Origin of the sequence: Flavobacterium artemisiae (genome assembly GCF_042678225.1) — a bacterium.
GTDB classification, from domain to species: domain Bacteria; phylum Bacteroidota; class Bacteroidia; order Flavobacteriales; family Flavobacteriaceae; genus Flavobacterium; species Flavobacterium artemisiae.
This window is the reverse complement of record NZ_JBHUDZ010000012.1, coordinates 158,193-171,044: the sequence shown is the minus strand read 5'-3', so window position 1 is coordinate 171,044 and position 12,852 is coordinate 158,193. Positions and strand designations below refer to the sequence as shown.

Annotated in this window: 10 protein-coding genes; all 10 read right to left on the bottom strand. The window is 35.6% G+C overall.

What is annotated here, in order from left to right; all coding sequences use genetic code 11:
* Positions 1-40: 40 nt before the first annotated feature.
* The gene (locus tag ACFSC2_RS11435; RefSeq protein ID WP_379815307.1) at positions 41-1,201 is read right to left on the bottom strand and encodes a BamA/TamA family outer membrane protein; all 1,161 of its coding nucleotides are present in this window, start codon (positions 1,199-1,201) and stop codon (positions 41-43) included.
* Between the two features lie 59 nt (positions 1,202-1,260).
* Positions 1,261-2,232, bottom strand: coding sequence for a SphA family protein (locus ACFSC2_RS11430; RefSeq protein WP_379815308.1), 972 nt, complete (start codon positions 2,230-2,232; stop codon positions 1,261-1,263).
* Between the two features lie 41 nt (positions 2,233-2,273).
* Positions 2,274-3,449 carry a helix-turn-helix domain-containing protein gene (locus ACFSC2_RS11425; protein ID WP_379815309.1) on the bottom strand — a complete coding sequence of 392 codons (1,176 nt, stop codon included), beginning with the start codon at positions 3,447-3,449 and terminating at the stop codon, positions 2,274-2,276.
* Between the two features lie 113 nt (positions 3,450-3,562).
* Complete coding sequence (locus tag ACFSC2_RS11420) at positions 3,563-4,141, bottom strand: DUF4136 domain-containing protein (RefSeq protein ID WP_379815310.1); 579 nt, start codon at positions 4,139-4,141, stop codon at positions 3,563-3,565.
* 285 nt (positions 4,142-4,426) lie between these two features.
* The gene (locus ACFSC2_RS11415) at positions 4,427-5,827 is read right to left on the bottom strand and encodes a DUF2252 domain-containing protein (protein ID WP_379815311.1); all 1,401 of its coding nucleotides are present in this window, start codon (positions 5,825-5,827) and stop codon (positions 4,427-4,429) included.
* Between the two features lie 34 nt (positions 5,828-5,861).
* Positions 5,862-7,331, bottom strand: coding sequence for a DUF1254 domain-containing protein (locus ACFSC2_RS11410; protein WP_379815312.1), 1,470 nt, complete (start codon positions 7,329-7,331; stop codon positions 5,862-5,864).
* Between the two features lie 30 nt (positions 7,332-7,361).
* A complete protein-coding gene (locus ACFSC2_RS11405) occupies positions 7,362-8,810 on the bottom strand; it encodes a DUF1254 domain-containing protein (RefSeq protein WP_379815313.1) in 1,449 nt (482 codons plus the stop codon).
* Between the two features lie 53 nt (positions 8,811-8,863).
* A complete protein-coding gene (locus tag ACFSC2_RS11400) occupies positions 8,864-9,682 on the bottom strand; it encodes a hypothetical protein (RefSeq protein WP_379815314.1) in 819 nt (272 codons plus the stop codon).
* An 88-nt stretch (positions 9,683-9,770) separates the two neighbouring features.
* Positions 9,771-10,784 (bottom strand): HAD family hydrolase, encoded by a 1,014-nt coding sequence (locus ACFSC2_RS11395; RefSeq protein ID WP_379815315.1) that lies wholly within the window; start codon positions 10,782-10,784, stop codon positions 9,771-9,773.
* A 61-nt stretch (positions 10,785-10,845) separates the two neighbouring features.
* A complete protein-coding gene (locus ACFSC2_RS11390; RefSeq protein ID WP_379815316.1) occupies positions 10,846-12,528 on the bottom strand; it encodes an arylsulfatase in 1,683 nt (560 codons plus the stop codon).
* Positions 12,529-12,852 lie beyond the last annotated feature (324 nt).

Below are 12,852 nucleotides of genomic sequence, written 5' to 3'. Positions count from 1 at the left end.
ATAAAACTGCCGAGGTTTTCTATAAAAAAACTAAATTGTATTATCTAAGCCAGTTACTGCCAAATACGATATAATAAGCCCAATCTTCGGGGCCTTTTGCAACGTCTACGCCCATTCTGAGTTTGAATTTTCGCGCAAGCAAATATCTAAAACCGGTTCCGTAACTGTAAACAACGGGTTTTGCAAAAGCCTGATCCCAATCGTTAAAAGCGCTTGCCAAACCGCCGTAGCCCATTAAACTCCAGCGTCGGTAAACATCCCAACGCAATTCGGCTTCGGTTACAATACTTATTTTTCCTTGATATCTTGCTGCCGGAATTCCTCTTAAATTAATTCCCGGCAGGAGATAAAACGGTGGATTTCCAAATGCTTGTTCGCCTTCAATTCGCAATCCTCCGATTAATTTTTTGCTTAAAGGATAAAATCCGATTGCCGATATATTAACGCGCCAGGCATCATAATCGCTTCCTAATATATTATCGGACCAAAAAAAATCGGATTGGAGTCGAATCCCTTTGTCGGGCGTAAAAATATTATCGCGTCCGTCAAACTGAATTGCAGCACCAAGCTGACTTATCGTGCTTTTAATATCTTTTGGATCTACAAAGGGTGGCGGCAAATTAAAATCGGGCAGGTTTATTTTAGAATTTAAAAACAGGTATTGCGGTCCTGCACTCCATTTCGGATTGTTAAATTGTTTGAGCCACTGTGTATAAAAAATCGTCGATTTAAAATTGAGTTTAAATTCCTGATCGGGCAGATTCGGTCTGTTGTTGGCATAAAAAGACAAATTCATATCGCCGTAACCTGCCATAATACGGTACAATATTCTAGATTTTATCAATGTTCCAGATCTAAAACCTCCTGCCATCCAGCTTTTGTTTTCGGTGTACATTCCTATTGCTCCCGTTATATCTGGATTTATGAAACGTTTTTTGCCATTTTCGTCAATTACAGGCGCGTGTTTTTTTAAGAAAACAGGAACAATCGCGCCTCCAAATCCTCCAAGTGCGGGTTCTGTGATAATGGTGGGAATGACTATAAAACCATGTGCATAAATAATATAATCGCTTAAGTCAAAAGCACCGTCAAGAGAATCTTTAACGCTGATATGATATTTCTGCGCATTTGCGACATTAAATGACAAGAACAGCCAAAGTGAAAACAGGACGATTATTGGTGATGGTTTTACGTTTTTCATATAAAAGATCTAAATCGTTTGTACCTAAAATTTATCGTATCCTTAAAATTCAAAAATCTTTAACCTTGTTTTTTCTTGAGGCTGAAAACATGTGCGAGCGTAATAAAGAAAGTATTTCCTTGAAATCTGTTTTCGGCATTAAATTCTCCAAGCCATCGAAAACCCGCCGATGTCATACTTCCGATATGAAAATAATTCACCTCAACTCCTAATGCGTTTACGTGATCTTTATCGGATTGAAGAATGAGGGTTCCAGCCGGAATTTTATCGTCTGAGACTTTGTATTGCAGATAGTAAATTAATCCGGCATTCAAGATTCCTTTTGGAGCGGTTTTTTCAGCATTCATGCAATAAAATGTTTTGCCAAATCCGCCTTCAATACTTAGAATATCTCCCGTTTTAATATCGGTATCTTTTTTCTTTCCGTTGATTTCATAAGACGCCAATACTGCAAAATGGAATGTTTTTTTATCGTTGAAAAACAAAGTCGTTCCTGCCGAAAATTCATTCATAAACATTCCTAAACCGCTGTTATCACTGCCACCCAATTCATATTTTCCAGTTGGGAGATACATTTGATAGCTGAAAACAAAATCGGCTCTTTTATGATGCCATCCTAATTGAATGGGCACTAAATACATATCTGTAAATGCAAAATCACTTTTAGAATCAATATAACTTCCCTGAATAGTATTTGTCGCTCCTGCTAATAAAATCGTGGCGCCGTAATTGGCTCCCAGAATCTTGAAATCGCTCACGTATGACGCTCCGACTCCTGTTACAAACATGGTTAAATCGGGATCGCCTACTTTGTCGCCATCAGGATTTCTGAGCGATGAAGCTGTATAAATATATCCAGGAATATAAAGGCTTAAAGTATTTTCTGGTGCCTGTGTACCAGACTGAAGTCCCATGGCGCCTAAGATGTGACCACCCTTTAGCTGTGCATTACCATAAAAAGAAATCAGAAATAAGAGTGTAATAGCAATTGTCTTTACTATTTGTCCAGCTTTATTAAATTTTGTTTTCATGTTGTAATGTTTAAAATTTATAAGACTTTACAATTGCCTATTTATTTAAAATAATAAGCGTTGGTATGATCTGGATTTATCCTGATGGTTTTAAAATATTCTGAAGGCGATTTTCCGGTATGTTTGATAAATGCCCTGAAACAGGTAGTTCTTGATTTAAAGCCCGAGCCCCAAGCCATTCCTTCGAGCGAAAGATCTTTCCATTCTGGATCGTTGATTTTGTCTTTAAAATATTCGATCCTTTTCAAATTGACATAATCCTGAAAATGAAGTCCAAACTCAGAATTGATTAAATTTGAAAGATGATGCACCGAAATTCCGGTTTCTTCTGAAAGATCTCGAATGACAAAATCTTTTTTTAGAAAGAGTTTCTTTGAATTAAAAATATAATCCAGCTTTAATAAATAATCTTCTTTTTTCTCTACCGTTAATTCGTGTACAACAGGAAGAATACTTTTAATTTCTTTGGTTTTGACAATAAGGGTATTGTCGCTTACAAAATCAAATGTTTCTTCTTCGTCATGAAAAATCTGCGGTCTGAAATACAACCATCCAACAGTTAAAAACAAAACCGACGAAATTAAAAAGTAACATGAAAGGTCTACAACGTCTATTTTTCTGAGTAAAAAATGATGTACAAAAAGTGCCGAAAACAGGAATAAAATCATCAGATTGTATACTCTAATCCAGTTGATTACTTTGACACGATGAAAATGGTTTCCTTTGAATTTTTTCAGATCATAGTTTAAAATCAACATGGTTTGAAAAAACACATAAAACAGCCAAATCGTAAGCGTTAAAATAGAAAATGGATTTTTGATTTTTGAAGCTACATAATCTACAATTGGCAGATTGGTAAAGCTTCCGATATATACAAATAAAGTGAGCACAAAATAAATTACAAAAGGCATAAAATGCAGCCAATCGTATTTCTTAAATTTTCTGCTCGGTGACAAAATGTTTCTTACATATAAAAATGAGCACGGAGCTGCTAGAAAAATAAACGATTTTGTAATTGTAAACAGGTCTGGAATCTCTTTAAAAAGATTGGCAGACAAATAGAAATTGTAGATACTTACTACCGCAAGGCTCAATAAAAACATTCCTAAAAAGAAACTTCTAGAATAGCTTTTTTTAGAAAAAAGAACCATAAAAGATGTAGCAAGTCCCGCAATTGTGGCTATGAAAAAGAAAAGCGAAAGTAAGATATCGATCATTTTTTTAAGGTTAATTTGTTTGTAATACTTAAAAAAGGGGTTCGAGAAAGGGGTAAACAAATGTGCTTATCGGCTGATTATACCAAGCACATTTGTTTTTAGTTATCATAAAATTATTTTTTGACTGCTCCAGGAGGGAATCCTTCCAATATTTTTTTGATAGAAGAGTTGATAAATTCTTCTGGATTATCGGGTTTGCTGTCTATTTCTGCATTACCGATACCCTGCCAAAGCAATTTTTGCGTTTTGGTCGAAACAATATCAATTACAAGAGAGCCGTCTACATAATCGTATGTGTTAAATGTCGTATTGGCACCGCCCATCATGGCGCCGCCACCCCAATATCCGTATGGACGGTACATTCCTCCATAACCATAAAAATCGGTATTGGCGCTTACAGAGGTTTTGTTTTTTAAGATAGAAACGGCATTTACTTTTAAATCCGGATTAGAAGATTCTGTAAAACCTTTGGCAAGCATTTCGTTTCGAATTGCTTTTGTCACTCGATCGGCATTTAGCTGATTCACCTGACCTTCCTGCGCTCTTAAATCATAAACAGCAAAAGTTCTATATTCGCTGAAGTTGGCGCTGTGATCATAATCGGTAGTTACTTTTACAGTTGGAGAACAGCTGTAAACTAATGTTAATACTAACATTGAAAAGATGCGAAGATTTGTTCTTTTAATATTCATGATGTTATATTTAAATTAATGATTAAATCTGTTTCACTCGAATGTATCAAAAATGTAAAAATCTGGGAATAAAAGAAGAGGCGCTTAATGGCAGGTAAAATTTTGCAAATACTTGTGTAACAATTGCTTAGAAGACAATAAAGATAATTTATTTTATTTAATTACCACAACAACAAGCGTAAAATTCTTACTTAAAGCCAAAAAATCAATGTAATCTAAAAGTGTTGTTTTGACATTTTTTAATACATATTAACTTTTTACAACTATAAGTTGTTTCAAATAAAATTATATTTCGGCTGCAATTGGAAGTCGTCCTTCTTTTATAGCCGTGAGCATTTTATCATAATCCGCTTCGTTTTGATCTGCATACAGCAAAGAAAATTTTGCAATTGCATCGGCAAATTCGTCTCCTTTACCGATATAACCCGATACTAAAGACGGATCGCCGGAGCGGGCATGCGCTCGTGCTAAAGCCCATCCGCAGGCTTTTGCGTAATCGTTCATGTTTTCCGTTTTCATGATTTCCAAAACAGGTTTTACTTTAGCATCTCGCAGTTGTCTGATATAAAAAAACCGATTCTGATCATCATTTGTCCATCCTAAAAACATATCTGAGGCAGACTGCATTAGTTTTTGTCCAATTACAATTCGTTCGCCTTGATGTTTGTATTTTGATTTATGTTTTAAATTAGATTCTAAGACACTTTTTCTAGCTTCTTTAAATTGAAGAAAAATAGGCTCTCCCGTAGCAGACATTAAAAGTGTAATACCGCACATAGTTCCCACACTTCCTACACCGACTACTTTTATGGCAATATCATGGAGTTTATACCTGCTTAATAAAACCTTTTTTTCATCAGGCAGTGATTCCATGTATTGAATGTGGGCTTTTTCGGCAACCTTCAAAACAACTTCTTCTTCTCTTACCGTCGGATGATAAATCAAAGGCGGATCATCTTTAATTCGTGCTCGTTGTCCTTCTTGGTAAGTCATTTTAGCAAACTCCTTTTCGTGGGCTGTAAATTCAGATGCTTTTTTGATTCGTTTTTGATGAAACTTTTTGATTTCTTCATCTTTTCCCATTTCAATAAGTGCTGCCAAATCTATATCGGCATACCAAATCTGAAGCGCAGAAAGCTGGCTATAATCCAACATATGTCTTTTATAACTGTCTGCAACATTCCACGCAAATTCTTTACAATGTTTCTCAGAAAAATTTCTCCATCTTCCGGCTATTGCAAAACTTGAGGCCAGTCTCTTCAAATCCCATTCCCAAGGTCCTGGAAAAGTTTCATCAAAATCATTTATATCAAAAACCAGTTTACGTTCGGGAGTTGCAAATCCGCCAAAATTCATTAAATGACAATCACCGCAAAGCTGTAAATGAATACCAGAATCTGATGTTTCGGCTAAATCTGCTGCCATTATGGCTGCAGATCCTCTAAAAAAAGCAAAAGGAGATTCCATCATTCTTCTGTATCGAATGGGCAGTAAGGTTTCTATTCTTCCCACACTGCTTTCAATTAAAATTTCAACAGGATCTCTGCGATTTTCAGATGGTTTCCATTCCTGATGAACAGAGCGCGGTATTTTTTTTCTAATCTCATTTCCTTTCGCAAATCGCTCTGCTTTTGAAGAAACTGGATCAAATATAGTATCGCTTATATCTTTAAGTTCATTAGTCATGACAAATCCCTTTTAATTTTTTATAAAAATCAAATCAGCTTTTTACCAAACCTGGCGGGGTATACCCTTTTATCATATTTTCTTCTGGCCAATAAGCTCTCAAGAGCAGTCCAAACTTGCCTTTTGGAACAGGAAGCCAGTTATTGGATTTATCTCCTGAAGGTTTTGCATTTTGGAAATAGATTGTCAAAGAACCATCTGGATTATATTTCAGATTTTTATTTTTTGTTCCAAGTGAATATATTTTGGATTCGTTGATAAAGAAAAAATGGTTGCTGTCATAAACTGTTAGTGACCAAAATCCTTTTACTTTTGGAATCAGATCTTTTGGAAAAGTAATCGTGTAATTGGTATTTCCGTTTAACTCAACTCCTTTGCTGTCTAAATCCTGATTATAATAAATGGTTTCTTGCGGCTGATTTACAAAAATATTGGCTCTTGCCGCGCTGGTTCTGCTGAGATAATCGGTGCCAAAAGCCGCTCCATTTTTTGTAGTGTTCCAATAATTTCCAACGGGAACACCAACATTTTTAAACTGTCGCAAAGGCTCAATTAATTCTTTTTCGGCATCGACTGCCGCTTTTATTAAAACAGGCATCAGCGTACTGTCTTTTTTTACAGCATTCATCACAGAATTAAATAACCCGTACAACCCTTCTTCTCCTCTCATTGCAGGAACTTCTTTTAATACGTCTGGAAATTCGGCAAAGAATTTTTCGGGAACCACAAATGCCACTTCTTTTCCTCCTTCACTTTTATTCGGATCAGGGAAAGAGGGAACTTTTGCCCATTCTTTGGTTTTTGCTTTTCCATCATATTCACTTAAAGGATATGCCATTAATTGATTAATTACATGCTGAATTGCTGCTTTATCTTCTGGCGTATTATTTAAAAAGGCTCTCGGAATGACAAATGCCAGATTGGTATCGCTTCTAAAAACTTCTGTTATACCATCTGGAACTTCTCCTTTCCAGCCTGGTCCTGCGATTAAGTAAAAGCCTTTTTTACTGCCGTACATGGCACCAAGTCTTGCAATTCCGTCAGTTCTTTGATTTCCTAACTGAACCACCCAAAAACGGTCTCCAAAGTCAGGAACCTGGATTACAACGGGGCTTTCGTTTAACAGCATAATTCCAAAACCATACACAACATCTTGATTCGGACAAGCAACATAACGTTCTGCCGGAGTAATATAATCTGATGTCATACACAAATGGTTTACAGGCGCTACAGGAACGGCTCCTCCGTTTAATCCTGGCTCGGGAACTTGCCGCATAACCAAAACTCTGTTATGCATGTTCATTAACGGCCAACCCCAAAAATACATCTGCTTTCCTAATTGATAGACATATTCTTTTGTCATTACAACATCTGGAACAGGTCCGGGAACTATTGTTTTTGCACTATCTGATGCTGTGGGTTCAGTATGAACCGTATCCGATTCTTTTTTATTTGAATTGCAGGAAAGGAATGTAATGATCAATAATAGAATTACTTTTTTCATAATCTAAATTTTTTAATTACGGTTTTTAACTTATTGTACTTCTGTCACATCTCCCATTTTCCAAGTTTTCTCAAAAAAACCTTTTTCTGGTCCGTAAAAACGAGCCAATAATTCAAATTTCCCTTTTGGATCTGTTGGCACCCAATTACTTTCTTTACCCGCTGGGGCTTTTGCTCCAAAATAAACATCAACAGAACCATCGCTGTTTTTTTGAAGTCCTGGAGATGTCGAAGAACGGCTAGAATATTTCATATTTTTGATTAGTGCGTGGGTTTCTCGATCATAAACCGTAATCGACCAATACAATTTTATTGGTACATTTGGAGGTAAATGCAGCTGATACAATTTTGCTCCATCAAATTCCTGACCTTTATCATCTTTAATCGACATTAAATAATACTGTCCTGTTCCTAAATGTTTAGTGCTGAAATAAGCCATAGAATAACTTATTGCCCTTTCACTTACTGGATAAATATTAGGAGCTAAATAATTAGACATTATTGCCTTTACAACATCTGGCGAAGCTGGCAAAGCCCAATTAGTACCCTCATAATAAGGTGGTTTAAAAATAGCTTGGTATCTGCTGTCAATCCATTTCCCAGCATCTTTTATGGCCGCTTCCAAAATCTCTTTTTTTCTAGCATCTGCTTCAAAAGATTTTCCTTTTTCGATACCAATTGTTTTTAGAAAATCAATCATAACCAAATCTCGGGTTAACCAAGGTTCGCGCTGTACAAATTGATTTAAGATTTCGAAAAAATGAAAATTGTATGGAATCGTATTGCTGAAATCTATTTCTAACAAATCCAGAAATTTAGTTGCTGGAGGATTTGCTGCTTGAGAATAAGGATAAATTTTAATTCGTTTTCCATATTCAATTGCACGTTTAATATCCGTTGGACTTCCGTCTGTAAGATTAGAACGCAAAATAGCAAAACCTGTATAAGTTGAAGACGGCATCGGAATATATCCTGATGGAACTTTGCCTTTATAACCTGGTGGCAGAATTATATATTTTCCTCCTTTTCCCTTATCTACTCCTGCTGGACCAATATCTTCAATTGCTGTCTGCCAGCCATCATCTAGACTTCCTGTAAGTGAAGAACTTCCTTCTGCTGGTGGAATTTCTAAAACGACAGGACCTTTTCTAGTATCATATAATGGATTTACATAAATAACATCTGGATTGGGAGTTAAGGTCTGATTTTTAGAATTTATTAATCCTGACCAATAAATTATCTGATTGAAACTGCCTTTTGCTTTTGTTAAACTTTCATTTAATAACTCAAAATTTACAGCTGGAATTCCCCAAACTACAGTTTCAAATGCTCGATTGTATAAAACTTGTTCGTCTAAATTTGCAGGTTTAAAAATCTCTGAACCTGAACTAGAAGCTACCACATCTGTTTTTTCTGCGGAAGTTTTATTGCATGAAATTAATAAAGCAACCGCCAATATGTAAAATATTATTTTTATCATAATTATGTTAGTTTATAGTTAAAAGGAATTGTAATAATATATTGAGAAGAATGTTATGATCCAGGAAACACAAAAGCGACCACTGCGCGTAGTCCCCAATCCGGTTTAATAGATTGATGCCCAACAATTGGAATTAAGGGCTGTACCGAAAACTGAACCACCTGATCGCCAAATTTTGTAATTCCCCCCATCATAGGATTCAGAGAAATTAACGTTGTATTGCCTTCCCAGTTTTGAGTAATTTCTGCATTGACTCCCCAGTTTGCACCGCTTTTATAACTATGAGATAAAAATATCTGGGTATAAAAACTATTAAAATCGGCACGATCATCGGCACCTGCCACAGACCAAATCTGATTGGCTATAAAACCAACCGAAAGTCCTTTACCTTGATGCATAACCAACAAACTTGGTCCTAATCCAAATTTTTCTGTTCCTAGAAATTTTTCTGTCGCAGTCGGCACTAAAAATGCCGGACCAATTCCGTAGATTATTTTTTTACTTTTAGGAGCAAAAAAAGCGGTAACGGTCGCATCGCTTAAACCAAATTCGTGTGTATTAAGACCTGTAATATTTCTTTGATCTACTACGGGAAGTATATACCTCGTAATCAGATTCAGGTTATCACTTAATTTAAAAGGAATTACAGGCTGAATATTTACCGTGTATTTGACACCATTGTAAGGACCAATACCGTAATTAAAGTTATTCTGAAGCGGCACACTGATTAAACTTGCTACTGGATTTGCCAGTTTATCTGCCAGTTCCTGTGCACTCGCTCCAGGTTTTTCTTCCTGCCCATAACTCTGAAAACTTAGAACAAAGCAAACCGCAAATAACAGTCGCTTAGTATTGTTGGAAAACACCTTCATGACTTTTCTTTTTATATATTTTACTTTAAAATCAAAATAAAACAACCCACTAATGAAGTTGTTTCACTTCGATTCTAACTAATTCAATCTAATTATCCGAAAAGACTTTTTTCCAGTCTTTTTTCATATCGATTACGTGCCATTTGTTTTTCGCCGCTGCATTTAATGAAGCATTATCTTTTTCCTGATAGCTATACTCTCTAATAGAATCATTATGATTTACGAGCAGCTGAAATGATGGATATTTATTTCCCTGCGAATATTTTAGCATCGCAATATCTCCAGCTCCTCCTTCGTTTCCGCAGGCAAAAACTGGACGTTGTCCAATGTGTAATTGTATGCCGACAGGTTTTCCTTCTTTATCATTATAATGATTTAAAGCAGCTTCTCTTTGCACCGCATTTTTTTCATCATCATATTTATATTTAAAAGAAGTACCAACTACCTGCTCTTTCGGAATTCCATAAAAATCTTCTGATATTGCTCGTACGACCTCAATTGTTCCTCCGGTTACGATAAAAGTTTTAAAACCGTTGGAACGCAGGTAATTCAATAATTCTAATTGAGGCTGATAACGAATTTGTTTCACAGGAATATTTTTGCCTGGATATTTAGCATCTTTAAAAAAATCATTAACCGAAGTTTCAAACTCATCTTCTGTCGTTCCAGTATGAGTTGCTGCCACTAATTCGATTAATGCTTTATCACCGCCTTTTTCAAAAAAGCTTTTATCTTTTTCAACTACTGCTTTGAAGGGTTGTTTTTGGGCTAACTCTGGTTTAGCCTCAACCATTTTTTTAACTCTATAAAAAGCAAATAATTCCTGAACATACGGTTTTTCTGCCCATAGCGTTCCGTCATTGTCAAAAGTTGCAATTCTGTGTTCTTCTGGGATAAAGTCTGGACTTCCTTTTTTGGTTATTTTTTCTACATAAGCAATAATGTCGCTTTTTAAAGTTCCATCATTCCAGCTTGGCAGTGGGTCAACTGTAACCGCAGAGTTATCTTTTGGATTAACAATTGTGGTTTCTTCTGATTTGTTTTTACAGGAAAAAAGAAAAAAAGACAATAGTGTTAGAACGTATATTTTTCTATATATCATGGTGTAGATTTTAAATCATAGAGCTTGAATTATAGCTAGTTCAAGCTCTATAAGATGTTTGTTATTTTTTCTTGCCTGATTTTTTTGTGTCAGATGCCTCAGATTCTTCTTTTGCCATCATCGTTTTTTCTACAAAATTTGTGGCTTTAATTCCAGTTATAGTCTTTTTAAGTATAGATGCTGGATTAAAACTTGGAGGGAATGAACGTGGCGGATATTCTTTGAATGATTCTGCAAAAACAAAAACTTCATTCATTAAACCATACAATGATCCAACATGATTCATTTGCCAATCCCAAAATGTGTTGGAAGTAATATCTGCCCTTTCATAAGGATCTTGATATAAGTTGAATATTTTTTGCAAACGTAATTCTGTAAATGGCTCAGCCCATACGGCAAACGTACCTTCTTTGCGTTGTTCTGCAAAAACATACTTGTAATCTCCCTGACGAATACCTACTAATAGGCCATCATCATCAGAATAAAAGAATTTATCCCTTACACTTTTGCCTCCATTAAGTAATTTTGTCTGATCAAAACCGTCTAAATGAACTTTATAATTTTTACCGTTCGCATTGTAGCCTTTTAGCAGTTTATTTATGATATCTGGTTCTCCTGCAATTGAAGCAAAAGTTGGGATCCAGTCGTTATGGCTCATTAATTCATTCGTTATGGTTCCTGGTTTGATGTGTCCCGGCCATCTAACAATACAAGGCACGCGGAAAGCTCCTTCCCAGTTTGTGTTTTTTTCTGAACGGAATGATGTCATTGCACCGTCTGGCCACGTGTTCATGTGAGGGCCATTATCTGTAGAATATACCACAATGGTATTGTCTGCAATTCCTAACTCATCAAGCGTTTTTATGATGCTTCCAATAGTTTCATCATGCTCGATCATACCATCAATATATTCGCTGTCTCCATGTGTATATCTGCCCCTGTGTTCTGCTCTTACATGTGTACGAAGGTGCATACGAGTAGCATTAAACCAGCAGAAAAACGGTTTTCCGGCAGCATTTTGTCTTTTTATAAAATCAATAGCCGCTGCAGATGTTTCATCGTCAACAGTTTCCATTCTTTTTTTAGTAAGAGGCCCTGTATCTTCTATTTTTTGTTTCCCAATTTTTCCAAAGCGTGCATCCGGAATACTAGGGTCATCAACATTTGTAGCTGTACATTTTAAAACTCCTCGTGGTCCAAATTTTTTCACATATTCTGGATCTTTAGGATAATCTGGCAATTCTGGCTCTTCTTCTGCATTTAAGTGATACAGATTTCCAAAAAATTCATCAAAACCATTTACCGTTGGTAAACTTTCATTTCGATCTCCAACATGGTTTTTTCCAAATTGTCCTGTTACATAACCAAGGCTTTTCATAATGCCTCCTATAGAAGGATCAAGCTGACTCATTCCCATTGGCGCACCAGGAAAACCTACTTTTGTAAGTCCGGTACGAATTCCGTGTTGTCCTGTCAGAAAAGCTGCGCGTCCAGCGGTACAGCTTTGTTCTCCGTAATAATGCAGAAACCGCATTCCTTCATTAGCCAAACGATCAATATTGGGTGTGGTATATCCCATTAAACCATCGCTGTAAGCGCTAATATTTGTAATTCCGATATCATCTCCCCAAAGCACCAATATGTTTGGCTTTTTACTTTGAGCCGAAATAGAAATTCCTGTAAAACACAATGCAAAAAATAAAATTGCATTTTTTAAGCCGCATTTTAATTTGATTTGTTTCATGATAAAAAAAATTCGTTAATAATTTCTTGTATATATGAGCGTAGAATTCAAATAAAAAAATTGGGGAAACAAAACTATAATCAACTGACTTGTTGCATTTTTAAAAAGTGTTTCAAATTCATTTTTATCAGTCGAATTTGAAACAAAGCATTTTAACTTTTTATTAAGCTTCTCAAAATTAACGAATTAAGAAACTATCAATAGTATTTAAAGGGAATGACATTGTTTCATTTTATAAAATGAAACAAGAAAAAAGGAGAATTTGCACCAAAGTGTTTCATTTTAGAAAATGAAACATTATAAAAGCATTGAAAATAAACACTT